The following is a 22,582-nucleotide window of genomic DNA, read 5'->3' on the forward strand; positions in this document are numbered from 1 at the left end:
ACGGGTGAAATCGGACTTTCTCAGTTCCGCGGGTCCGGCAGCCGCCTCGCCACCGTGATCACCCCGACCGTCAGTACCGCCTGAATGCCGATGACCAGCGCGAACGAACCCTTCATCCCGAGCGGTCCGGCGGCGGCCGAGGCGAACAACGTGCCCAGGGTCGCCACGCCCAGCGCCATCGCGGCCTGCTGCGACGTCGTCAGCATCCCGCTGCCGACCCCGGCGATCTCCGGCGGAACCTTCGACAGCACGATCCGGAACACCGTCGTCATCGCCAGCCCTTGGCCGAGACCGCACAGCAGCATCCCCGGCAAGAAGTCGAGCACGCCGAGATCCGGCCACTCCAGCAGCACGGTGCCGATCAGCGCCAGCAGCCCGAGCAGCTGCACCGAAAGACCGGCGGCCACCACCCGCTGCCCGAACCGCGTCACCAGGCGGCTGCTGACCAGGCACATCGCGAAGAACGCGAGCGAAAGCGGCGCCGTCACCAGACCGGATCCCAACGGGCCGAGGTGCAGCCCGTCCTGCAACGTCACGGCGAACACGAACATGAACGCGCTGAACCCGACGAAGAACGGCACCCCGACGAGCAGCCCTTGCCGCACGCTCGGCATCCGCAGCACCGAAGGCGGCAGCAGCGGAACATCGCCCCGGCGTTCCATCCGGCGCTCCACGTGGACGAATCCGGCCGCGGCGAACGGAAAGACGACCAGCAGTGCGATCGTCCACAGTGGCCACCCCCGCACTGGTCCTTCCGCCAGCGGGAGCAACAGCGACACCAGCGCGATCGCCAGGAGGACCGTGCCGGGACGGTCGACGCCGAGCGGATTCCGTGAGCGGCTCTCCGGGACCAGCCGTCGCGCGACCAGCAGACCGGCGATCCCGACGGGCACGTTGACCAGGAAGATCGGCCGCCACCCGGTGCCCAAGAGATCCGCGGCCACCAGCGCTCCGCCGAGGAACTGGCCGAGCACCATCGAGAGTCCCGCCGTCGCGCCGTAGAGACCGAGCGCCTTGGATCGGCGCTCGCCGGTCGTCGTCGCCTGGATGATCGACAGCACCTGCGGCAGCATCAGCGCGGCGGCCGCCCCTTGCGCGGCCCGTGCCAGCACCAGCGTCGACGCCGTCGGCGCGATCCCGCAGAGCAGGGAGGTGAAGGTGAAGGAGGCCAGCCCGATCAGGAACAGCTTGCGGCGGCCGAAGGCGTCGCCGAGCCTGCCGCCGACGACGAGCAGGACGGCGTACGCGATCCCGTAGGCCGCGACCACCAGTTCCAAGGTGGCGGACGAGGTGCGAAGATCCGACCCGATCGCGGGCAGGGCGATGTTGACGATGAAGAAATCGACGAGGGGAAGTGCCGCCCCCAGCAGCACGGTGACCAGCCCGGCCGAGGTCAGGCCCGGGCCGGCGGCGGCGCGGGCGGGCGTCGCCGGAACTTGCGTGGAAGTCATGGGTACCACGATCAGCCGATCGTGACCCTGGTACCAGGAGTGTGTTTATCCTGGTACCGCCACTACCCTGGTAACCGGCTTCGAGCTTTGCGAACCTGATGAGGTGACCATGACCGTCGATTCGCGAGTGGCCGAGGTGCGGCGGCACGAACTGGCCGCCTTCCTGCGCAGCCGCCGCGAGCGCATCACCCCGGACCAGGTCGGCCTGCCGATCGGCGGCAGGCGCCGCACGCCGGGGCTGCGCCGCGAGGAGGTCGCGCAGCTGGCCGGGGTCGGGGTCACCTGGTACACCTGGCTCGAACAAGGACGCGACATCAACGCGTCCGAGCAGGTGCTCGACGCGATCTCCCGCACCCTGCGGCTCGATCCGCACGAACACACGCACCTGTTCACCCTCGCCGGCGCGCCCGAACCGCCGCTGGAAAAGGACTGCAAACTGCTCAGCCGGAACGTCCACCGGATGATGGACAAACTGGAGCCGTTCCCGGTCTGCGTGCGCAACGCGCGATGCGACATCCTCGCCTACAACCGGGCCTACGACTGGCTGATGGGCGGCCTCGACGACATCCCGTTCGAGGAGCGCAACACGATGATCCAATGCCTGACCAATCCCGAGTGGCGCCGCCGGCTGCCGGACTGGGAACTCAACCTGCCCCGCGTGGTCGCCGGTTTCCGCGCCGCGATGGCCGAGCACCTCGCCGAACCGGCGTGGAAGAACCTGGTCAAGCGGCTGCGGCAGGAGTCCGAGCTCTTCGAACGGATGTGGAAGGAGCACGACGTCTCCAGCGAGCGGATCGTGCTCAAGCGGTACCTGCACCCGGACGTCGGCCTGCTGCGATTCGAATTCTCGTACCTGTACCTCGGGCGGCGTTCCGAGATCTCCCTGGCGACGCTGACCCCGGCGGACGAGGAAACCGCGGCCAAGCTGCCCAGTTCCTTCTGAAGAGGGAGACGGACCAGGCTCGCGAGGGAGCCTTTCCGCGGCGCGAACTCCGACGCTGGGTGCATGACCGTAGCGATGGCTCCACCCAAGATCTCCAGCGTCCGCCTGATCGTCTGCTACGCGGCGATCCTCGGCACGCTCCCGTACTTGACGTTGAAGGCGTCTTGGGTCACCGGAGGCAGCCTCGGCCTCCGAGATCCGTCCTTTGTGGACTCCGACCTGATGCTGCTGGCGAACCTGGCGACCGGCGGGATGGACGTCGTCGCCGTGGTCCTGGCGCTGGCGTTCACCTACTCCTGGGGTCGGCGGATCCCCGCGCCGCTCGTGCTGTTCCCGATCTGGATCGGCACCGGGCTGCTCGCGCCGATCGTGCTGGACCTCCCGGTGATCGTCGCCGACCTGTCCACCGCGCACCTGACCGAAATGCCGCTGGAGAACTGGGTCTGGGCCGTCGTCTACGGCGGATTCGCCTGGCAGGGCATCCTGCTGCTGACCGCTTTCGTGCTCTACGCCCGCGATCGCTGGTGGTTCGTCGTCACCGGCACCGTGAAGCCGGGGACCCTCGGTGCGGCGGGCGTGCTCGGCATCGTCATCGCGCTCGTCTGCGCGGCCTTCCACACGATCTGGGCCTTCGGTCCCGGCGGCGTCGCCGCTCGTGGGCAGGACATCGTGATCGCCGTGCTCACCGTCCTCGCGGTTCTCGCGCTGGCGAACGTCTCACGAGGGCGGTTCTGGCCGCGGCTGGTGCTGGTGTGGACCGGCGCCGGGGCGATGGCGGGCACCGGGGCGTGGGGCCTGTTCGCCGCGTTCACCATGGGATCCGCCGATCACGCGGCGGTGCTGGCCGTGCAGGTGGCCGGCGGCGTGCTGATGATGGTCTCGGTCCTGCGGCGGCTACCGGTGGTCGAGCAGGCGACGTGATTCCTTGCTGAAGCCGGGGACCGTCTTCTCGAATCTTTCGAGAAACTCGCCCAGCGTTTCCGGCGGCCGTTCGAGGGCGCCGACCTGTTCGCGTAAGCAGCGAAGAGTGGCCGCCGGATACAGGTCGAGTTGGTCCAGCAGGAAGTCGTCGGGGTGTATCGCCTTGATCCGGCAAGGCTCAAGGGCTGAAGCCGGGAAGTCCTTGAGGTTCGCCGTCACGATCACCGCGGCCTTCGCGTGCGCCGCCGCGGCCAGCACGTGTCTGTCCTTCGGATGATTGGTCATGGCAGGAATGAGGTGCCCATAGCCGGTGACCTCGGCGTCCGGGAAGGCCGAGCGCATGCCGGTCATTCGCCGCTTCACCCGCGCCGGCTCGAGACCGAAATGCCCGACGAGATTCCGTTCGACCTCGCCGAGCACCTCGCCCGACCACAGCGCTCGGTAAGTGCCGGCCTCGGCCAGGCGTAGCAAGAGATCCGTCAGCCGGATGGGAATGAGCACGCAAGCATCGAGGAAAGCGGGAAAAGGCACGGCTAGCGAGTCTGGATGAACCCGTCGACGATGTCATCGCTGCCGTCCCGGCTCGCCGAAGCAGTCAGCTCATCGAGTAATCCTTGCCGTTCCGCACGCGAACGCGCCCGGTATTCGAGCAGGTCACTGAGGAGGACCCGCCGGTGGCGTCCCGGTTTCTCGAACGGGATCTCGCCGGATTCCAGCAGTTTGACCAGTGTCGGCCGGGATACGTTGAGCATGTCGGCCGCCTGCTGGGTGGTCAGGACGGCGTTCAACGGCGCGATGTTGACGGCGAAGCCCTGGGACATGGCTTTGACGACGTCCCGAAGAACGTCGTAGACCTGCTCGGGAAGGGCTACCTCGCTACCGTCCGGCCCCACCAGTTTCGCCTGCCGCGCCCCCATGAGCTCGTCGAGCCGCCGGAGTTCTCGGCGGGCATCCGGCTCGGTGGCGGAGGGCGGCAGCACGGTGTGCTGCTCGATCGTCGATGTCATGTCGCCTCCCTCGAGACCACACGGTAATCGAAAAAAACGAAAGGCGCCACCTGGGTCGTCGGCTACCGCAGGCGGCGTAGCCCGGAAGCCGCTTCTCGACGGACGCGCCCGCTCCCCGCCCCGGGTAGTTTTCGGACCGTGCTGCTGAAAGAACGGTTTCCGTGGAGCCCCTGGGTGGGCCGCGTGCTGCGCGTGGTGCTGCCGCTGGGGTTCGTCCTCGGTGCCACGAGCGGCGCCTCGCGCTGGCAGCCGGACGCGCCGCAGCTGACCTCGTCCGCGGTGTTGTGGCTGGTCGCCACGGCGGTTCCGCTGCTGATCGTCCACCGCTTCCCGATGACGATCTTCCTGCTCACCTCCGCGTCGACGCTCGGCTACTACATGTCCGGCAACCCGGGCGGGCCGGCGATCGTGCTGCCGACCATCGCGCTCTTCCTGCTCACCAAGATCCGTGGGCCGATCGTCGCGGGTAGCACCGGCGGAGCGCTGTTGGCGGTGGCGGGGATCGTGTTGTTCGTCCGGCACGGGTTCGCCGGTTTCGACCTGCGGGCCGGGCTGGGGCTGGTCTGGGTGATCGCGATCGTCGGCGTCGGGACGGCGGTGCGCAACGGGTTGGCGGCCGCGCGGGCCCGCCGCGAGCAGGCCGACGAGCATCGGCACCGCATGGCCGAGCAGGAGCGGCTCACCATCGCCCGTGAGGTGCACGACGTCGTCGCGCACAGCCTCGCGATGATCAACGTCCAGGCCGGGGTTGCCGCGCATGTCGCCGACCGGCGTCCGGAGCAGGCGAAAGAGGCGTTGCTGAACATCAAGGAGGCGAGCGCTTCGGCGCTGAAGGACCTTCGCGCGACGTTGGCCGTGCTGCGTTCCGGGGAGGACAAGGCGCCCGCGCCGAGTCTCGCCCATGCCGACGAGCTGTTCGACCACGCCCGCGCCGCCGGGCTGGAGGTCCGCGTCGACGGCGAACCGGGGGAGCTGCCCGCGCCCGTCGACGGCGCCGCGTACCGGATCCTGCAGGAATCGCTGACGAACGTGGTCCGTCACGCGCATCAGGCGCGGGGTGTGGACGTCAGGTTCGAGCGGAAAACCGGTGCGCTGACGCTGCTCGTCCGCGACGATGGCCGTGGCGCCGTCGATCCCGCGCCCGGTCACGGCCTGCGCGGGATGTCCGAACGGGCGGCCGCGCTGGGCGGCGCGCTCACGACGTCCGTGGTGGACGGCGGCTTCCAGGTCCGCGCGGACCTGCCCATCAAGGGGGAAGAATGACGATCCGGGTGGTTCTCGCCGACGACCAGGTGCTGGTCCGCGCCGGTTTCCGGGTATTGCTGGAGACCGAGGACGGGTTCGAGGTCTGTGCCGAGGCGGGTGACGGCGAGCAGGCCGTCGCGGCCGCCGTCGAACACCGGCCGGACATCGTCGTGATGGACGTCCGCATGCCCGGCGTCGACGGGCTCGAAGCGACGCGGCGGATCACCGCGAATCCCGAGCTGGCCGGGGTGAAGGTCCTGGTCCTGACGACTTTCGACGTCGACGAGTACGTCTACGAGGCGTTGCGCGCCGGAGCGAGCGGATTCCTGCTGAAGGACACCGATCCGGTGGAGCTGCTGCGGGCGCTGAAGGTGGTGGCCGCGGGCGAGGCCCTGCTGGCGCCGACCGTGACCAGGCGGCTGATCGCGGAGTTCGTCGACCGGCCGGAGAACCGCCGCATCGACGTGAGCGCCGTCCGCGAGATCACCGACCGCGAACGCGAGGTCCTCGGCCTGGTCGCCGGCGGGATGTCGAACGACGAGATCGCCGCGCATCTGGTGATCTCCACGGCCACCGCGCGCACGCACGTCAGCCGCATCATGACCAAGATCGGGGCACGCGACCGGGCGCAGCTGGTGGTGCTCGCCTACGAATCGGGTCTGGTCAGCCCTCGCCGAGGTTGAGGTTCCCCCAAAAAGCTGAGATCGCCGAAAAATCTGCGCCGGTCACGGTGGGTCGTCAAGCCGGTCCCCGCGCTGACGTTCCGTTAATCGGCTGCCTGATCGTCGTGCGAACGGGGCTCGTGCAGGACGTGCATCTGCACGTGCACTCGACCGGTCGACGCCTCATTTCCGTCTCCACCAGGGTTCCGGCGATCCGGAGGGGCGATTCCGGCGGACGGTTCGAAAACAATACGACGGTACGGCTATTGCTGATTTCCCGGCGAACGCAGAAGTAAAGCGCGGAATCGTCTTTCCGTGCCGAATACGGTGCGTGATTTTTTGTTCGGAAACCGGACGGACCGACGGTCACTTTCCGTCGCCAAATCGCTCCCTGGACGGGTTCCCCGGCTCCTGAGTTCCTTTCTCGCAAGCGCGCTGAGCACTAGTCTTCGGCTCAACGGCAAGGGGGATGTCACCTACCCGACGTGATTCTCACCCGGCCGGGCAGGAATTGGATTCACTTTTCTTCTCTCACTGGGAGTCACCATTGACGACACAGACATCTGATCCGCTAGTGGTGGTCACCGCGGGCGTCGTCGTTCTGGCCTACATCGTTTTCGCCGCGATCCTCATCCGGCTTCTGCTCGCCGGAAGGGTCGCCCAGCCCGCGAAGGTCATCGGGTCGGTCGCGGCGCTCGTGGCCGGGCTCCCGGCGATCCTCTACGCGTTCGCGGCGGTGGTGGGCTGATGGACGTGGATTTCACCGAACGGCAGTGGCATCGGCTGCTGATCCTCGGCAGGCACGTGGACCACGCGACGGGTACGACGCTGCTCCGCCAGGGCGACCCGGCCCCGCCGGTGCTGATCCCGCGATCGGGTTTCGTGAAGGCGTTACGCGCCGCCCAGGGTGACACGACGCCGATGATCGTGGACCTGCACGGCGCCGGTGACGTGCTCGGCGTCGAGGATTGCCTGGCCGGACGGCCGAGCAGGCTCTCGTACGTCGCCACGAAGCCGGTTCGCGTGCTGGAGGTTCCGCAGCACGCCTTTCGCGGCTTTCTCGACGGTGACGACCAGGCGATGGCCCTGATCGCGGTGGCGCTGGCCTCCCGGCTGCGGCAGCGGAACGTCGCGCTGGGTTTCGCGACGGCCAAGGTGCGGAGCAGGCTGACCGCGTTCCTGACCAGGGTGCAGGCGCTCTACGGGGTTCCCGGTGAGGGTGGCGTCGTGCTCGACGTGGGACTGAACCACACGGACATCGCCTCCGCGATCGGCGCTTCGCCCGCGTCGGTCAACGCCGAGATGGCGAAACTGAAGAACGAGGGATACCTGAGCACCGGCTACAAGACGATCCACGTGAAGAAGCCGTTGCGGGAGGACGGTCCGCCGCTCACCCCGGTCCCGGCCGCGCGGCGGCGGATGCCGCAGCTGCGGATCCCGCGGATCGCGCTGGGGTGACGGGCCTTCTGGTCAACCGCGCTTCAGCTGAAACGCCAGCCGCACGACGAACACGACGGCCAGCACGGCGACCAGGGCTACTTCCCAGGCCATGGCGGCTCCTCCTCGTCCGGTAACGCTCCGATGCTCTGCCCTGAAGGCGCGCCGGTGGGGGAGGACGTTCACCGACACGGCCTGAACTCACTCGGATGGATTAACCGCCCGGATGATCATGTCGTCATCCGGGCTTCCGGGAAGCCTCGTCAGTTGTTGCGTTCGGTCGGCGGAGCCTTCTGGACCTGCGAGTTGAGCAGCGACTTGAACGCCTGCTCGGCCTGCGCCTCGGGCCCGAAGGCCTCGACGACGATCACCCGGGTGTAAAGGATGTACACGGCGCGATAGACGGTCGAGTCGGCGGACTTCCCGACGAAGACCGGTACCCCGCGCATCGCGAGCTCGCGTTGCGCGGTGAGACCGCCCTCCAGCTGCGCGTTCCCGTACTCCTGGGCGACCTTCGAACTGCCCTGCGCGTCCGGGAAGTCGAGGGCGATCAGGCTGAGCGTGACCTCGCCGTCGGTGTTGGTCTTGAGCAGGGCTTCGGTCATCTTCGCGCGCTCGATCTGCGCGATCATCGGGTCCGGCAGGAACTTGGCGGTCTTCAGCTTCGCGATGTCGAAGGTGCCGCCACCGGCGCGCGGCGAGCCGGCGAGGTCGGCCAGCGCCGTGTCGTTGCCCGACGGCTCGGGCTTGGCCGCCGGTGGCTCGGGAAGCGGCGTCGTGCTCGGCGCGGGCGGAGGCTGCTGCTGGCCCGAGGTCTGCTGCGCGACGGGGTCTTCCCCGACGGTGTTCGAGAGCAGCGCCCAGACGCCGACGCCGATACCGGCCAGCACCACGACGGCGATCGCGGCGATCACGACCTTGCGCTTGGCGCCGGACGACGGCTTGATCTGGAACGACTCCGGCCCCTGGCTCACCCAGCTCGTGTCGTTGCCGGACGGGGCCAGCGGCGGGAACTCCGAACCGCCCCACGGCGGGCTCTGGTCCTGCGGCGTGTTCCAGCCGCCCTGCTGTTGCTGCTGCTGCGCGGGCTGGGCGAACCCGCCACTCGGTGAGTGCTCACCGGGGCGCTGCGGGTACGGCTGCTGGAACCCGCCCGCGGGTGAACCGGGGTGCTGCTGCGGCGGCTGCTGCTGGGGCTGCCACGGCTGGACGACCTGGGTGCGTTCGGCACCGCCGGTGTCGGACGGCGACACGATCTGGGTCGCGTCGGCCGAGGGCCGCGGCTGCTCTCCCGGCGGCGCGACCGGCTGGATGATCTGCGTCTCGGCGGGGTTCGCTCCCGGCACCTGCGGCTGCGGGTGCTCCAAGGACACGGCCTGCGAGAGCACCTGGTCACGCCGAGTGCGGTAATCGTCGGCCGTGAGCCTGCCGGCCGCGAGTTCCTCGTCGAGCCTGCGGAGCTCTTCCTGCCAGGTCACCCCGTTACCCCCTTTTGGATCAGTCGTCCCCGAGCGACGAAGGATCTTTGTCGTCGCGGCCTACATGACCGCACCGGGCACATTGTGCACGGGGGGCGTCCGGGCGTCGCGGCCTACCACCGAGTCGTAATATTCGGGCGGCCGATCCCGCCCGTCGCCCGGCTCACCTCGGGGTTTGCGCGAGGACCCTGGCGAGCCGGTCGATGGCGTCATCGCGGAAGAGCACCGACGATCCGCCGACGACATTGCGCTCCACGAATTCGAACACGACGACGTCGCGGTCTTCGAACAGATTCTTCAGCGTCCCGTCGTCTCCCGCGGCCACCGTGTCGGTGTGGACGATCGTCAGATCCCTGCAGGTGGCGGCGAGGAACGGGCTGGCGAACTGGGTGAACGAGTCGGCGACCACCGCCACGTTGGACGTGATGGTGCCGCGAGCGTCGTCGGGCTGGGTCATCCGCAGCGGGGTCTTGAAGTCGCTGGCGAGATACCGCGTCCGATCGGCACCGCCGTCCGGGGCCAGCGCGTAGGTCCGCAGGCTGCGGTCCACCGCCCGCCCCAGCAGCCGCTCGAGGTCGGCGGGCCACGGCCTCGTACCGCTCTCCTTCGTCTGCCAGGTCGCGGTGACCCCGGGCGTGATCGCCTGCGCGATCGCGTAGGTCATGGTGAGCCCGGCTTCGAACGTCCAGTGGGTGTCGTTCGGGACGTACACCGACCGGCCGAGGCGCCGCTCGGTGTCGGCGAGCGAGCCACGCAGGTCGATCGCCCTGGTCGCGGCGGGGACCTTGCCCCAGAACTCGGCCGTCCGCGGTGGCGCGCAGTCGTGGCCCGCGTACTGGTCCGGCAGCTGCGCCGGCTTCATGGTGGACTTGTCGGGCGCGAAGACGAGCTCGAACCGGCGTCCCGACGACTCGACCGCCTGACGTAACCGGTTCAACATCGTGATCACCCGGTCGAGGTCCATCACCGGTTCGCAGCGGGTGTGCATGTCCTCCCCGAAGTACAACCAGCCGTCCTTGCCGACGATGACCGGGGGATAGGCCTGCGGTCCCTTCGGCACGCGCCCCTGGCTCGGGATCCCCGCCGTGCTGTCCTGCGCGCCGGCCGCGGCGCCGGGCGGGTCACCGAAGACGCCGGTACTGACGCCGTCCGCCGCGTTCACCGCGGCTTGGCGCAACGGGAGGTGGTCGGTCGCCCAGCCGGACAGCCCGGTGAAGAAGCTCCAGCCGTCGCCGAAACCGGGGAATTCGCGCAACGGGCGGTTTTCGAACGGCTCGGTCCGGACACCGACGGCCAGGAGGAGCACGGGGACGAAGAAGAACACGAGCCCGCAGGTCAGCGCCGTCCGCTGCCGTCTGCTGTGCCGTGGCCGGTAGAGGCTGTGCTCGTTCGGCAACCACGATTCCGGCGTCTGGAGCAGCTCTGCCGGCCCGGACGAACTCGGCGGGGGGTTGACGAACACACCGGCGATCGTAGCGGGGCGTGCTCGACGGCGGAGGCGAATGTGAAGACCCGCTTCCTCGGCGGATAGTCTCCTCGTCATGGGCAAGGGGACTCCTGGCGAGCGGTTGATCGAGTGGACCGGCGAGCGGTGCGTGCCGTGGGCCGACGACATCCAGGTGATCTACGAGCACTATCACCGCTACGCGTTCGCCACCCGGTTCGCCGCCGGGAAACGGGTGCTCGACCTCGCCAGCGGTGAGGGCTACGGCAGCGCTTTGCTCGCCGGGTCCGCGGCCGAGGTGGTCGGGCTGGAGATCGACCCGGTCACCGTGGACCACGCTCGCGCCCGCTATCCGGAGGTCACCTTCCAGGTCGGTTCGATCACCGACCCGGAGGCGCTCGCGGGTACGGAACCGTTCGAGCTGATCACCTGCTTCGAGGCGATCGAGCACGTCGAGGAACAGGACCGGATGATGGCCCTCGTCCGTGCGCGGCTCGCGCCGGGCGGGATCTTCCTGTGCAGCACCCCGGACGTCGCCGTCTACACCGACGACCACGGCAACCAGAACCCGTTCCACGTCCACGAGCTGACCGAGTCGGCGTTCCGGACGCTGATGGAGAAGAGCTTCGACCATGTCACGCTGTTGCGGCAGAACGTCGCGGTCGGCTCGCTGATCCACGACGGCGGAACCTCGGCGGCCGAGCTGTTCCGGCTCGAGCCGGGCGAGGGCGAAGAGTGGCGGGTCGCCGATGGTGCGCCGCACACGTACTTCGTCGCGGTCGCGTCCTCGGCGCCGATCACCCTGCCGAACGCCTCCATGCTGGTGGACCCGCGGCTGACGCTGGTCGCCAAGGCCAACGCCGCCGCGGAGACGCGAGCGGCCGAGGCGGAGCGGGCGCGCGTCGCACTGGGCCGTGCCGAGGACGAGCTGCTCCGGGCGGGCGAACAGGCCGCCCGGCAGGCCGCCGAAATCGCCGAGGTCACGGCCGCCGAACGGCGCGCGGTGGAAGAACGCGACCAGGCCGCCGCCCGTGCCGAGAGCGCCCGCGCCGGACATCGCCGGGCCGCGCACGAACTCGGACGGCTGCAGCGGAAGGCGGCCAACGACGGCGACCGGCTGCAGTGGCTCGCCCGGAACAACGTCCAGCTGAGCGAGACGGCCGGTCGCCTGGCCGCGGAGAACTCCCAGTTGCGCGCCGAGCAGTCCGCGCTCGTCCAGCGCGTGCTCGGCACCTACCGCGGCGCGATCGAGAAGTTCGCTCCCCGGGGCACCCGCCTGCGTGACCTGTACGAGACGGCGCTCGGCCGTCCCACGGGCGCGGACCCGGTCGTGTCGGCCGAACCCGGCCCGGTCGCGGTCACCACCAGTGACGAGCCGATCGTCAGCGTCGTCATCCCGGTCTACGGCAACTGGTCCTACACGCGTGCCTGCCTCGACTCGATCCAGCGCCACCTGCCCGTCACCCCGTTCGAGGTCGTCGTGGTCGACGACGCGTCGCGCGACGACTCCCCGGACCGGGTCGCCCAGTGCGCCGGGATCCGGCTGGTGCGGGCGCCACGGAACCTCGGCTTCGTCGGCGCGTGCAATCTCGGCGCCGAACACGCGCGCGGCGACTTCGTCATGTTCCTCAACAACGACACCGAGGTCCGGCCCGGCTGGCTGGACGAACTGGTCGACGTCGTCGAGACGCGGCCGGACGTCGGGCTAGTCGGTTCGAAGCTGGTCTATCCGGACGGCAGGCTGCAGGAATGCGGCGGGATCATCTGGGCCGACGGCTCCGGCTGGAACTACGGCAGGCTGCAGAACCCGGACCTGCCCTGGTTCCAGGCAGTGCGCGACGTCGACTACTGCTCCGGGGCCGCGCTGCTGGTCCGCCGTCAGCTGTTCGAACGGCTCGGCGGATTCGACAAGCGGTTCTCACCCGCCTACTACGAGGACACCGACCTCGCGTTCGCCGTGCGGGCGGCCGGGTTCCGGACGGTGGTGCAGCCGTCGTCCGTGGTCGTCCACCACGAGGGCATCTCGAACGGGACCGACCTCGCCGCCGGGGTCAAACGGCACCAGGAACTGAATCGCAGCGTGTTCGTGGACAAGTGGAGCGTCCAGCTGCGCGACCACTTCCCCTCGGCGAGTCCGCGCGCGGTGTGGGCGGGACGGCAGCGGACCGAGGACGGCCATCGCGGTGGCACCGTGCTCGTGGTCGACCACCAGGTCCCCACCCCGGACAAGGATTCCGGGTCGGTGCGGATGGCCAGGATCCTCGAGCTGCTCGTCGGGCTCGGGCATCGCGTCGTCTTCATGCCGTTCAACGACGCGTTGCCGGAGCCGTACGCGAACCAGCTGTACCGCATGGGTGTCACCGTGATCACCGGCCAGGACGAGAAGCAGGAGTTCCTGCGCGACGCCGGGCCCGACCTGCGGCTGGCCGTGCTGTCTCGGCCGCACGTCGCCTGGCAGCTGATCGAGCAGGTCCGCCAGCACGCGCCGAACTGCCTCATCGCCTACGACACCGTCGATCTGCACTTCGTCCGGCTCACCCGGCAGGCCGACCTGGCCGCGCAACTCGGCGACACGAGCGAAGAACTGATCCTGCGTCGGCGCGCGGAAGTGCTGCGAGAGTCGGAGCTGAGCCTGACCAAGATCGCCGACGTCACCTTCGTCGTGTCCGACGTCGAACGTGCGCTCCTGCGGGAACTGGTCCCGTCGGCCAGGGTCGAGGTGCTGTCGAACGTGCACTACGCCGACGGTGCCGCGTCGGTCCCCGAAGGCCGCGGCGGAGTCGTCTTCGTCGGCAGTTTCGATCACGTGCCGAATCAGGATGCCGCGCACTGGCTCGCCACCGAGATCATGCCGCTCGTGCGTGAGCGCAGGCCCGACGCGGTCGCGCAGATCGTCGGCAGCAACCCGCCCGCCGCGGTGCTCGAGCTCGAACGCGACGGCGTCGTCGTGCGCGGCTGGGTGCCGGACCTCGACGAGGTCTACCAGACCGCCCGGGCGGTCGTCGCGCCGCTGCGGTTCGGGGCGGGCGTCAAGGGGAAGCTCGGTGAGAGCCTGGGCTACGGCGTGCCCGTCGTCGCGACCTCACTCGCCGCCGAGGGTATGCACCTCACCCACGGTCAGGACGTGCTGATCGGGGAGACGGCCGAGGAACTCGCCGACCGGATCGTCACCCTGCTCGAGGACGACAAGCTGTGGGTTCGGCTGTCCGAGGAGGGCAAGACCGTGGTGGAGCGCCGGTTCGGTGCGGAACTGGCCCGGCGGACCCTCGCCGACGTCCTCGCACTGGGCGCACAGGGCTGATCAGCTCGGTGGCAGCGCTTCCTTGAAGGTGGCGCGTGTCTTGTCGAGGCTGGTGCGGAGCAGGTTCTTGTCCAGGCCGAACGGCTGCGACGCCAGCAGCCCGACGGCGACGGTGCCCGAGGTGTACCACGTGGCATCCATGCGGCGCGCCCCATCGCGTCCGCTGACGACTTCGGGATCGCCGGCCCGCGGGGCGAAGCCGCCCGCCTGGAAAGCCTGCATCATGTAGGTGGCGACGGCCTTGGCGTCTTCGGCCGATCGCGTGGGGACGGCGTACGCGAGGTAGCCGGTGTCGCCGTCGCTGGATCCACGGATGACCACGCTGGTGACACCGTGCTGGGCGAAGACCTGCGCGGACTCCTTCTGGAGGAGCTTCAGCTCGACCCCTTTGTCGAGCGAGACCGTGGAGTTCTCGGGGAGCGGAGAACCCGGCAACGCCGGCACGCGGTCCTCGAGCGCGGGCTCCGGAGCGGGCAGGCCGGTGGACGGCCCGCCGAGGGCGTCCGGTGCCTGCGCGATGGCGGGCGGCGACTGCGGATCGGGACCGTTCGACGCGCCGAGCCAGAGGGTGCCGCCGATGATCATTCCCAGCACGATCAGCACGCCGGCGGCGACGAACAGCCAGGTCGGTTTCCTCTTGCCGACGACGGCGTAGTCCTCCGGGGCCGGAGCGCTGTGCCGGGGACCGGCGGTGTCGGGGGCCAGCGGCGGCAGCTCACGGGGCAACTGCCGGGTACCCGGATCGCGGCGGGGCTGGGGCGGCTCGGCGCGCAGGTACACCGTCGGGTTGATGTCCGCGGGCGACGGCGCGGTGGTCTTGTGGTCGGGCAGGCGCGGCACGGAGGGCTTGCTCTTCGGGGTCTCACGCGGCTCGGCGGAGGGCGGCGGCACCGGCGGGAGCGTGACGGTGGGGAGCTCGGCCGGCCGCGCGGCCGGGTTGGTGCTGTGCCACGGCCCGGCCGGATGGCGCAACGGCGAGGCGACCGGCGACGGCATCGCGCCGCCCGACGCCTCCGCGAGGAGCTCGTCGCGCCTCTTGCGGTGTTCGGTGTGCCCGATACGGCCTGAGGCCAGCTCGACATCCAGCTGCCGAAGCTCGTCTTGCCAGCTCATTCAGCCCCCTGCCGCCGGGTGTGGGCCGCCAGTGTCGCATGACCCGGACGGGTGGTTGATAGTGGTCTTTCCCATTCTTGCGTCCGGTTCGGCGCAGGTCCAGCACGGTGCGGAGCGGTACGGTGGCGGACGTGGGAAGAGCCCGGTGACGGAAATCGACGAGTGTCGCGGCGCGCTGCGCGAGCTGGCCATCGGCAGGCTCGCCGGACGTGACGTCCGCACCTCGCACCTGGTCGAGGCCGGTCTGGACGCGATCGTCGCCGGACTCGACACCCCGTCCCTCGCCTTGCTCGCCGGGCTCGAATCCTCCGCCGAAGCCGCCGTCGACAAGGCGTTCGGCCAGGTCGTCGACGAACTCGGGCTCGACCTGCCCGCCGATCCGACGGCCGCCCGCTGGCTGCTGATCCACGGCTGGCTCACCGCGATGGTCGACGGCCGCCTCTCGCCCGCGGCCGGCGGCGCGCTGGTCAGCGAGGTCGGCGAGCTGCTCGGCTCGCCGCCGTCGTTGCGCGGGATCGCGCGCTGGTCGGCGATGCTCGACGGCTGGATCCCGACCGACCTCACCCCGAGGGACGTCTGCGAAGTGCCGATCCTCGAGGAGTCCGCCGAGCTGCTCGAAGGGCCTTGGCCTCCTTCCCCGCGTCACCCGTAAAGCCCCGTTTTCTGTCGTACATGTGTTCTAAAATGGTCGTTGTACAGCAGGAACAGCGGCGAAAGGCAGACACGGATGGCCTACATCACCCTGCCCACGTTCGTGGGGTACAGCACGAGCTCGGGTCCTTCGCGTTCCTCGTTCGTCCGGCGCTGGCGCCGCCAGTACGAGGACCCGGCCCGGGGCGGGTTCAACTTCTACCTCCGCGCCGCGAACGCGATCCGCGCCGGGCGGATCTCCGGCCGGGATCGAGAGGTGCTGCGGGCGCTGGTCGAGAACGCGGACGAGCGCACCCGGCCGCACTACACCGAGATCGCCAACGGCTGGCTGCGGTACGTCGGCCGGCGTGACCTGCGGCTGGCGGAGGTCGGCCGGTCGCGGTGGCGGCTCGGCTCGCTCGAGGTGGGCATCAATCCTCATCTCGGCCTGCGCAAGGGCGACGGCCCCGTGTACGTGACCTGGCTCTACTTCAAGGAGGAGCCGTTGAGCCGGGACGCCGCGCAGATGGTGCTGTGGCTGCTCGAACAGACGATGGACGAGCTGCGGCCGGGCGGGCGGCCGCTGGTGGTCGACGTCCGGCGCTCGAAGGAGTTCGCGCTCTCCCCGCGTGATCGCGACAAGGTGCGGCCATGGGTGCGGAGCGAGGCTTCGGCCTTCATGAGTCTTTGGGAGGCGGCCGCGTGATCGAACGACGGCGAGCCCGCGTTCGGTGGGCTCGCCGTTCACGCACCGTCATTCTCACGGTTCCGGCGAGCGCGCAAGACACCTGATCAGGTGACAGTTTCGCGGAGAATGCCCACGAGCTGGACAACTTGGGCCCCGAACACGAAGCTTTCCCAGTCTTAACCGGCCGAACCACCGAGGGTCGCTCGTGAACAACGCTTGGGAAGCCATCTCCAGGGTCGCAGATGAGCCCGCCTGGTACTGGGTCTACGACAAGCTCGCGTTCTGGCCGAGCACTTACGCGCACGCCTGGCCCGGCTTCCGCGAACCCGCGCCGTCCGTCGCCTGGGATCTCGCGCCCGGCGGCCTCGACCGTTCGTCGCCCGAATTCCGGCTCGGCCCGTACGCCGTCGAGCAGAACGACGTCGCCCGCGTCGCGCTCGCGGCTCTGAAGGACTGCGTCGCCGAGGACGAGTGGGTCTGGGTGCTGCACTGGCAGCACCAGTCGTACCGCTTCTACCCGCATCGGCACGCCGCGCTCGACCCGTGGCCGGTCCCGGTGTTCCCGCGCACGGACTATCACATGTTCCTGGCGAACGACTTCCGCTTCGGCACGCTCGGGCACCCGTGGGAACGGACGTTGTGCGTGTACGGCGAGAAGCTCGTGCCCGCCTTCGAGAAGCACGGCGAACAGATTTTCAAGAACGCGCTGCGGCGCGACGGGGCACCGGCCGTGCTGGCGGGCGGACCTGCCTAAACTCAGGCAGGTGTTCGAATACCACGGGTGGGTGACCATCCAAGCGAGCCCTTCCGGTGACGACGACGCCGCGCTGCTCGAGCGCATCGTCGAGCGGGTGCATCGCGCCGTCCGGGACTTCGGCGACGTCGACCTGCTCGACCTCCGCTGGGCCGCCGGGGTGCCGGTGCTGCACCTGGGCGGCATGGACAAGCACGGCACGGCGATCGCGCCCGAGCTGGTGGACCTGTTCACCCGCGTCGGCGATCTCGCGCCCGGTTCCTACGGTCTCCTCCACGTCTGGGACAACCAGGATCCCGACCACGACAACGAGTTCAAGGTGTACCGGATGGCCCGCGGCCTGGTCACCGAACGCGGCGACGAGCACCTGTCGCCGGTCGCGCCGACCGTGATGGACGGCTACGAGATCTGAATCGCAACCCTTCTTGAGTAGCCGTACTCAAGACATCGCGGGGTGGTCGGCGCGACCTTGGTACGCATGACGAAAACCTCCGCAGCGCCGCCCACCACCGTCGCGTTCTTCGTCCAGGCCGCCCTCTCGTTCGGCCTGGCGCTGCTCGCGGTCGTCATCGGCATCTGGTACCTGCCGGTCGACGGCTGGGTCCGTGGCTTCCTCGCCCTCGGCATGCTGTTCCTGACGACCTCGGCGTTCACCCTCGCCAAGTGCATCCGTGACCGGCAGGACGAGAACTCGGTCGTCGGCCGGGTCGATCAGGCCCGCGTCGACAAACTCCTGGCCGAGCACGATCCGTTCAAGCCGACCGCGCTCTGAGCCCGCGACATATGCACAAATCCGAATTACTACGGTCGTGTGAACCCGCTCAGCGAACCTGTAGCACTTAGTAAGCAATACGATCAACGCGCCCGACGGCCAACTCGCCAACGCGAGAGACAAGGAACGCGGGGGTCCGGGGGCTCGGGCCCCCGGGAATTATGGCGAGCACGCTGCGGCGCAGGCTTTCCCTGCGCACGCGGTGCCCGCGTGCGAGCGGATGACGGGATTCGAACCCGCGACCCTCACCTTGGCAAGGTGATGCGCTACCAGCTGCGCTACATCCGCATGTGTTGCTCTGCTCCGGTACTCGTTTGAAGCAGTGGGACAACCATACACCGACCCTCTGTAGCGGTTTCGACCCACCCCTCCAGGTGCTTCGGGGTCACACCTGGCGTACAAGGGGTGACGACGGCTGCATACCTCCGTATGGTGTCCCCATTCGACCGAATGGTGAGTCCTTCGGGGAGGAGGTGCCTGGCCGGATGACCGAGCAGGGCACGGTGCCGCTTCAGGCGGTCTCGGAATCCGACGAGCAGGCATTGCTCCAGCGTCTCCGTGATGGGGAGGACGCCGCCTTCGGGGAGCTTTTCGAACTTCACGCCGCCGCGGTGCGGCGGCTGGCCCGCAGCCTGGCCTCCGACCGGTCGGAGGCGGAGGACATCACCGCCGAGACCTTCTTCCGGGTGCTTCAGGCGTTGCGCCGGGGTGCCGGGCCGCGGGACTACGTCCGCGCGTATCTGCTGACGGTGGCTCGCCGGGTCTCGTGGGAGTGGCACGGCGCGCGTCGTGACGTGCCGGTGAGCGACGACGAGCTGACCTTCCGGGCCGGGGCGGGGGCGGACACGCACGCCCGGACGGCAGAACATTCGCTGATCACGACGGCGTTCACGAGCCTGCCGGAGCGGTGGCGTTCGGTGTTGTGGCAGACCGAGGTCGAAGGCGAACAGCCGGCGATGGTCGCGCCGCATTTCGGGTTGAGCGCGAACGCGACGGCGGCGCTGGCCCGTCGTGCGCGGCAGGGGCTGCGGGCGGCGTACCTCCAGGCGCATCTGTCGGTGAACCGCGGGCCGGATTCGTGCCGGGCCGTGGTGGAGAAGCTGGGCGGGTTCACCGCGGGCAGCGTCACCGGGGCGGAGGCCCGCCGGATCAAGACCCACCTGATCGCGTGCCAATCGTGCCGGGCGACGCACGACGAGTTGCGTGACGTCTGTTCCTCGCTACGGGCGCACGCCGGTGTCGTCGCCTTGCTGGTGCCGGCGGCCGCCGGCGCGCACGCGAGCGGGGCGCTGTCCGGGCTCGCCGCGTCGATCAAGGGACTTCTGCTCGGTTCGAAGGTCAAGGTGGGCCTGGCGGTGGCGTCGACGGCCGCCGCGGGCGCGGTCGGGATCGTCGCCGGTCCGGCCGTGTTCGGCACCGACGTGACGCATACCGTCGGTCTGTCCGGGGGTGGCCAGCCGGAGCTGGCGTTGCTGCCGGCGCAGATCGCGCCGCCCGTCCAGGGCGCGCCGGTGGAGCTCCCGCCGCAGCGGATCGCCGAGGACCGGATGCACGGCAAGGGCGACCGGCCGGCCGGGACCGGGCAGGGCACAGGCGCGGAACTCGGGGTCTCCGACATGCCGAGCCTGCCGGGTGTCGGCACTCCGGGGAAGAACCCCGGCGGCGCCGACAGCGCCGATGACGTCGTGCCGCCCCCGGACGAGCGGAATCCGACGCAGGAGGAGACCGCGCCGCGGAACGAGGTCCCGGAGCCGGGCACCGGAACGAATCAGACCACCACGAAACGGGACGACATCCCGCCCGGTGAGTCGCTGAGCCCGACCACGACGACCTCCCGCGACGAGACGGATCCGTCGAACACACCGGAGTCGACGACTGACCCGGAAGGGTCCACTTCGCCCGAGACCGGCACGCCGGAGAGCGAGACCGGGACGCCGTCCGGCGAGCCGTCGAAGGACGAGCCGAGCCCGGTCGAACCGACTTCCCACTATCCGGAACCGGGTGTCGACTACCCGACGTGCCCATAACGCCCGAGCGGGCATATCGCCTTCGAACTCTCGCGAATCCGGCTCCCGTCACGGTACGGTGGAGCTCGCTCACGACGAGCGAGCGGCCGCGCGGGAGGCGACTGAATGAACCGGCTGGTGCACGGCGAGGACGGCCGTGACTGGGTGGTCCGAGCCCAGATGGAATGGCGTGCTCCCGCGACAGCGGACGATTTCGAGCACGATGTGGCGGGCAGCTACGGCCCGGGTATCGCGATGATCGCCGTGACGGCGCTGCTCGCGATAGTGCTCATCATGTGGACCCCCGCCGACGTGAGAATCCCGTCGTGGGTTCCGCTGGCCCTCCTGCTGGTCGCGTTGTTCTTCCCGCTGCGGTGGATCCTGCGCCGCCCGTGGACCGTGGTCGCCGAGACCGAGGGCGATCTGGCGGGCGATCGGCCGTCGGAGCGCTGGGTGGGCACCATCCGCGGCATGTTCACCGTGCGCGGCGAGGTCTCGAAGATCTCCAAGACCATCCAGAAGCACTCGCTGCCGGATTTCGACGGCCCGTTGCACCCGGTGGAGTAGTCGCGGCGGCCTGAACGCGCGAGACTGGGGCCATGCCCGAGTTACCCGAGGTCGAAGCGCTCGCTCACCACCTGCGTGAACACGCGGTGGGCAAGACGGTCTTCCGTGTCGACGTGGCGTCCCTCAGTGTGCTGAAGACGGCGACACCGCCGTGGACGGAGCTGCACGGCCGGGAGGTCACCGGGGCCGGCCGCTTCGGCAAGCACCTCGATCTCGTCGTCGGCGAGCTGCACCTGGTCGTCCACCTGGCGCGGGCGGGCTGGCTGCGCTGGTCCGACGCGTTGGCGCCGGCGCCGCTCAAACCGGGCAAGGGGCCGATCTCGCTGCGCGTCCACCTCGACGCGGCCGCCGGGCCGGGCTTCGATCTCACGGAGGCCGGGACGAAGAAGGGGCTGGCGGTCTGGATCGTGCGTGATCCGGAGCAGGAGGTCGCCAGTATCGCGCGCCTCGGGCCGGACGCGCTTTCGCTGGACCGGACGGGTCTCGAGAAGTTGTTCGCCGGGCGCACCGAACGGTTGAAGACGGCGCTCACCGATCAGTCGCTGATCGCCGGGATCGGCAACGCGTACTCCGACGAGATCATGCACATGGCGAAGCTTTCTCCTTACGCCACGACCGGAAAGCTGTCCGAAGGGGCGCTCGACGGGCTTTACGAGGCCATCAGCGCGGTGCTGACCAGCGCGGTGACGCGGTCGGTCGGCCAGTCGGCGGCCCGGCTCAAGGGTGAGAAGCGGTCCGGGTTGCGGGTGCACGCGCGCACCGGGCTGCCGTGCCCGGTCTGCGGTGACACGATCCGCGAGATCTCGTTCGCGGACAAGTCCTTCCAGTACTGCCCGACCTGCCAGACCGGTGGGAAGCCCTTGGCGGACCGGCGGATGTCGCGCCTGCTCAAGTGACCCGTCCCTCCCCGCGTTTCGTCCTCTAGTTGCGGTAGTTGCGCGCGCAACTACCGCAACTAGAGGACGAAACGCGGTCAGCAGAGGGCGGTCATCACCGCGGGCATCGGCGGCTTCGGTACCCGCTGCCCGCCGTGCACGTCCGCGGCGAGGTCGTACACGTTCAGGGCCAGCACGATCTGCTTCGAGCCGTCTTCGGTGCTCATCGAGACGCTGTAGAACCCGGGCCCCGCACCGGTGTTGCCCCAGACCGTCTTCGTGCCACCGGGGCAAGGCAGGTTCAGGGTCTCGACGCCCGCGCCGTACGCACCCAGCTCGCTGTACGGCACGAGCCGCTTGAGCTCGGCCTGCTGCGCGGGTGCCAGAAGCCGGCCTGCCACCAACGCGCGGTGGAACGTCGCGAGGTCGTCGACGGTCGACACCATCGCGCCCGCGGTCCAGTCGTACGACGGGCTGAACACCGTCATGTCCGCACCGTGCATGTCGTATCCGTGCAGATGCGGACCGCGCAGGAACGGCGACCACAGCGGGAGGTACGTCCGGCCCAGGCCGAGCGGGCCGAGGATCCGCCGCTGGATCTCCTCGCGGACGTCGTCACGGGTGACCTTCTCGATCACCTTGCCCAGCAACAGATATCCGGTGTTCGAGTACTTCACGCCGGCGCCCGGCGCGAACGAGGGCCGGTCGGCCAGCGACCGCCGGATCACCTCCGACGGTGTGATGACGTGCGCCCGGTTCCCCTGGACGAGGTACGGGTCGAAGAAGTGCTTGTCCAGCGGGTCGTGCACGCCGGAAGTGTGGTTCAGCAGCATGCGCAGCGTGATCTTCCCGGGCTCGTAGCCCGGCCCGCGTACGACACCGGGCAGCCGCCGCTCGATCGGATCGTCGAGCGACAGCTTCCCTTCACCGGCCAGCTGCAGCACGACCGTGGCGACGAACGCCTTGGTGTTGCTGGCGATCCGGAACCGGTGCTGCGGCCCCGCGGCTTCGCGCGTGGCCTGGTTCGCGTATCCGGCGCCGAAGCGCGAGACCGCCTCACCGGTCCGGACCTGGGCGACCGCTCCCGGAAATCCCCCTTCGCCGACCAGATCGCCGACAGCCGCGCGCACCGGGTCGCCGCTCGCGGCCGCCGTCCCGCTCCCCAGCAGGACCCCCGCCAGCACCCCCGCCGCCAGCTTCCCCGATACGCGCATTGTGTTCCTCCCCCGGAAGCGATTGCCTGCGCACAGTCTTTCCCGTGCGACGGGGAGTGACCATGGGGACAACG

General features: G+C 69.6%; 22 protein-coding genes and 1 tRNA gene. 15 read left to right on the plus strand and 8 right to left on the minus strand.

Annotated features, from left to right (window positions below; translation table 11 throughout):
• Positions 1–20 precede the first annotated feature (20 nt).
• Positions 21–1,451 carry an MFS transporter gene (locus tag ACOCEP_RS11650; protein ID WP_482337237.1) on the minus strand — a complete coding sequence of 477 codons (1,431 nt, stop codon included), beginning with the start codon at positions 1,449–1,451 and terminating at the stop codon, positions 21–23.
• Positions 1,452–1,560: 109 nt separating this feature from the next.
• On the opposite strand from ACOCEP_RS11650, the gene ACOCEP_RS11655 reads away from it, so the two are divergent.
• Together ACOCEP_RS11655 and ACOCEP_RS11660 are read left to right on the plus strand one after the other, a co-directional pair.
• Complete coding sequence (locus tag ACOCEP_RS11655) at positions 1,561–2,394, plus strand: helix-turn-helix transcriptional regulator (RefSeq protein WP_482337238.1); 834 nt, start codon at positions 1,561–1,563, stop codon at positions 2,392–2,394.
• A gap of 63 nt (positions 2,395–2,457) precedes the next feature.
• Positions 2,458–3,315 (plus strand): hypothetical protein, encoded by an 858-nt coding sequence (locus ACOCEP_RS11660; protein ID WP_482337239.1) that lies wholly within the window; start codon positions 2,458–2,460, stop codon positions 3,313–3,315.
• Here ACOCEP_RS11660 and ACOCEP_RS11665 read toward each other — a convergent pair.
• Together ACOCEP_RS11665 and ACOCEP_RS11670 are read right to left on the minus strand one after the other, a co-directional pair.
• On the minus strand, positions 3,289–3,846 hold the full coding sequence (locus ACOCEP_RS11665) for a VapC50 family PIN domain-containing toxin (RefSeq protein ID WP_482337240.1): 558 nt from the start codon (positions 3,844–3,846) through the stop codon (positions 3,289–3,291). The two genes, ACOCEP_RS11660 and ACOCEP_RS11665, sit on opposite strands and share 27 nt — an antisense overlap.
• A 2-nt stretch (positions 3,847–3,848) precedes the next feature.
• Positions 3,849–4,322, minus strand: coding sequence for a helix-turn-helix domain-containing protein (locus tag ACOCEP_RS11670; protein WP_482337241.1), 474 nt, complete (start codon positions 4,320–4,322; stop codon positions 3,849–3,851).
• Positions 4,323–4,460: 138 nt separating this feature from the next.
• On the opposite strand from ACOCEP_RS11670, the gene ACOCEP_RS11675 reads away from it, so the two are divergent.
• The 4 genes from ACOCEP_RS11675 to ACOCEP_RS11690 all read left to right on the plus strand — a co-directional run bounded on the left by ACOCEP_RS11675 (position 4,461) and on the right by ACOCEP_RS11690 (position 7,687).
• A complete protein-coding gene (locus ACOCEP_RS11675) occupies positions 4,461–5,585 on the plus strand; it encodes a sensor histidine kinase (RefSeq protein WP_482337242.1) in 1,125 nt (374 codons plus the stop codon).
• A complete protein-coding gene (locus ACOCEP_RS11680; RefSeq protein WP_257483619.1) occupies positions 5,582–6,250 on the plus strand; it encodes a response regulator in 669 nt (222 codons plus the stop codon). Before ACOCEP_RS11675 ends, ACOCEP_RS11680 begins: the two co-directional genes overlap by 4 nt.
• Positions 6,251–6,803: 553 nt before the next feature.
• On the plus strand, positions 6,804–6,977 hold the full coding sequence (locus ACOCEP_RS11685; protein WP_482337243.1) for a hypothetical protein: 174 nt from the start codon (positions 6,804–6,806) through the stop codon (positions 6,975–6,977).
• Positions 6,977–7,687, plus strand: coding sequence for a Crp/Fnr family transcriptional regulator (locus tag ACOCEP_RS11690; protein ID WP_482337244.1), 711 nt, complete (start codon positions 6,977–6,979; stop codon positions 7,685–7,687). Before ACOCEP_RS11685 ends, ACOCEP_RS11690 begins: the two co-directional genes overlap by 1 nt.
• 242 nt (positions 7,688–7,929) lie before the next feature.
• Here the strand turns inward: ACOCEP_RS11690 and ACOCEP_RS11695 are convergent, their stop codons facing one another.
• The gene (locus ACOCEP_RS11695; protein ID WP_482337245.1) at positions 7,930–9,144 is read right to left on the minus strand and encodes a DUF1707 domain-containing protein; all 1,215 of its coding nucleotides are present in this window, start codon (positions 9,142–9,144) and stop codon (positions 7,930–7,932) included.
• A 163-nt stretch (positions 9,145–9,307) separates the two neighbouring features.
• Positions 9,308–10,606 carry an alginate O-acetyltransferase AlgX-related protein gene (locus ACOCEP_RS11700; RefSeq protein ID WP_482337246.1) on the minus strand — a complete coding sequence of 433 codons (1,299 nt, stop codon included), beginning with the start codon at positions 10,604–10,606 and terminating at the stop codon, positions 9,308–9,310.
• A gap of 79 nt (positions 10,607–10,685) precedes the next feature.
• On the opposite strand from ACOCEP_RS11700, the gene ACOCEP_RS11705 reads away from it, so the two are divergent.
• Positions 10,686–13,889, plus strand: a complete 3,204-nt coding sequence (locus ACOCEP_RS11705) for a glycosyltransferase (RefSeq protein ID WP_482337247.1) — start codon at positions 10,686–10,688, stop codon at positions 13,887–13,889.
• Here the strand turns inward: ACOCEP_RS11705 and ACOCEP_RS11710 are convergent, their stop codons facing one another.
• Entirely contained in the window at positions 13,890–15,002 is a 1,113-nt protein-coding gene (locus ACOCEP_RS11710; protein ID WP_482337248.1) for a hypothetical protein, read from the minus strand.
• 145 nt (positions 15,003–15,147) lie between these two features.
• Here ACOCEP_RS11710 and ACOCEP_RS11715 point away from each other — a divergent pair, with 145 nt between their 5' ends.
• The 5 genes from ACOCEP_RS11715 to ACOCEP_RS11735 all read left to right on the plus strand — a co-directional run bounded on the left by ACOCEP_RS11715 (position 15,148) and on the right by ACOCEP_RS11735 (position 17,846).
• Positions 15,148–15,654 (plus strand): hypothetical protein, encoded by a 507-nt coding sequence (locus tag ACOCEP_RS11715; protein WP_482337249.1) that lies wholly within the window; start codon positions 15,148–15,150, stop codon positions 15,652–15,654.
• 75 nt (positions 15,655–15,729) lie between these two features.
• A complete protein-coding gene (locus tag ACOCEP_RS11720; RefSeq protein WP_007030508.1) occupies positions 15,730–16,338 on the plus strand; it encodes a hypothetical protein in 609 nt (202 codons plus the stop codon).
• Positions 16,339–16,525: 187 nt separating this feature from the next.
• Positions 16,526–17,074, plus strand: a complete 549-nt coding sequence (locus ACOCEP_RS11725) for a DUF2716 domain-containing protein (RefSeq protein WP_482337250.1) — start codon at positions 16,526–16,528, stop codon at positions 17,072–17,074.
• A 10-nt stretch (positions 17,075–17,084) separates the two neighbouring features.
• The gene (locus ACOCEP_RS11730) at positions 17,085–17,486 is read left to right on the plus strand and encodes an immunity 7 family protein (protein ID WP_482337251.1); all 402 of its coding nucleotides are present in this window, start codon (positions 17,085–17,087) and stop codon (positions 17,484–17,486) included.
• A 66-nt stretch (positions 17,487–17,552) separates the two neighbouring features.
• Entirely contained in the window at positions 17,553–17,846 is a 294-nt protein-coding gene (locus ACOCEP_RS11735; RefSeq protein WP_126732527.1) for a YiaA/YiaB family inner membrane protein, read from the plus strand.
• Positions 17,847–18,061: 215 nt separating this feature from the next.
• On the opposite strand, the gene ACOCEP_RS11740 is transcribed toward ACOCEP_RS11735, so the two are convergent.
• A tRNA-Gly gene (locus ACOCEP_RS11740) sits at positions 18,062–18,134 on the minus strand.
• A gap of 197 nt (positions 18,135–18,331) precedes the next feature.
• Here ACOCEP_RS11740 and ACOCEP_RS11745 point away from each other — a divergent pair.
• The 3 genes from ACOCEP_RS11745 (at position 18,332) to ACOCEP_RS11755 (ending at position 21,315) form a co-directional block, all read left to right on the plus strand.
• Complete coding sequence (locus tag ACOCEP_RS11745; RefSeq protein WP_482337252.1) at positions 18,332–19,873, plus strand: sigma-70 family RNA polymerase sigma factor; 1,542 nt, start codon at positions 18,332–18,334, stop codon at positions 19,871–19,873.
• 105 nt (positions 19,874–19,978) lie between these two features.
• Complete coding sequence (locus tag ACOCEP_RS11750) at positions 19,979–20,419, plus strand: DUF983 domain-containing protein (protein ID WP_126732525.1); 441 nt, start codon at positions 19,979–19,981, stop codon at positions 20,417–20,419.
• 32 nt (positions 20,420–20,451) lie between these two features.
• Entirely contained in the window at positions 20,452–21,315 is an 864-nt protein-coding gene (locus ACOCEP_RS11755; protein ID WP_482337253.1) for an Fpg/Nei family DNA glycosylase, read from the plus strand.
• Positions 21,316–21,392: 77 nt separating this feature from the next.
• Here the strand turns inward: ACOCEP_RS11755 and ACOCEP_RS11760 are convergent, their stop codons facing one another.
• Complete coding sequence (locus tag ACOCEP_RS11760; RefSeq protein ID WP_482337254.1) at positions 21,393–22,508, minus strand: serine hydrolase domain-containing protein; 1,116 nt, start codon at positions 22,506–22,508, stop codon at positions 21,393–21,395.
• Positions 22,509–22,582: the final 74 nt, after the last annotated feature.

The organism is Amycolatopsis sp. CA-211722 (assembly GCF_056828465.1).

What these genes read in the sequence shown, in the direction of transcription:
- ACOCEP_RS11650 (WP_482337237.1), bottom strand. Translation starts at nt 1,451, where the DNA reads ATGACTTCCACGCAAGTTCCGGCGACGCCCGCCCGCGCCGCCGCCGGC.
- ACOCEP_RS11655 (WP_482337238.1), top strand. Translation starts at nt 1,561, where the DNA reads ATGACCGTCGATTCGCGAGTGGCCGAGGTGCGGCGGCACGAACTGGCC.
- ACOCEP_RS11660 (WP_482337239.1), top strand. Translation starts at nt 2,458, where the DNA reads ATGACCGTAGCGATGGCTCCACCCAAGATCTCCAGCGTCCGCCTGATC.
- ACOCEP_RS11670 (WP_482337241.1), bottom strand. Translation starts at nt 4,322, where the DNA reads ATGACATCGACGATCGAGCAGCACACCGTGCTGCCGCCCTCCGCCACC.
- ACOCEP_RS11680 (WP_257483619.1), top strand. Translation starts at nt 5,582, where the DNA reads ATGACGATCCGGGTGGTTCTCGCCGACGACCAGGTGCTGGTCCGCGCC.
- ACOCEP_RS11690 (WP_482337244.1), top strand. Translation starts at nt 6,977, where the DNA reads ATGGACGTGGATTTCACCGAACGGCAGTGGCATCGGCTGCTGATCCTC.
- ACOCEP_RS11705 (WP_482337247.1), top strand. Translation starts at nt 10,686, where the DNA reads ATGGGCAAGGGGACTCCTGGCGAGCGGTTGATCGAGTGGACCGGCGAG.
- ACOCEP_RS11710 (WP_482337248.1), bottom strand. Translation starts at nt 15,002, where the DNA reads ATGAGCTGGCAAGACGAGCTTCGGCAGCTGGATGTCGAGCTGGCCTCA.
- ACOCEP_RS11720 (WP_007030508.1), top strand. Translation starts at nt 15,730, where the DNA reads ATGGCCTACATCACCCTGCCCACGTTCGTGGGGTACAGCACGAGCTCG.
- ACOCEP_RS11735 (WP_126732527.1), top strand. Translation starts at nt 17,553, where the DNA reads ATGACGAAAACCTCCGCAGCGCCGCCCACCACCGTCGCGTTCTTCGTC.
- ACOCEP_RS11745 (WP_482337252.1), top strand. Translation starts at nt 18,332, where the DNA reads ATGACCGAGCAGGGCACGGTGCCGCTTCAGGCGGTCTCGGAATCCGAC.
- ACOCEP_RS11750 (WP_126732525.1), top strand. Translation starts at nt 19,979, where the DNA reads ATGAACCGGCTGGTGCACGGCGAGGACGGCCGTGACTGGGTGGTCCGA.
- ACOCEP_RS11755 (WP_482337253.1), top strand. Translation starts at nt 20,452, where the DNA reads ATGCCCGAGTTACCCGAGGTCGAAGCGCTCGCTCACCACCTGCGTGAA.
- ACOCEP_RS11760 (WP_482337254.1), bottom strand. Translation starts at nt 22,508, where the DNA reads ATGCGCGTATCGGGGAAGCTGGCGGCGGGGGTGCTGGCGGGGGTCCTG.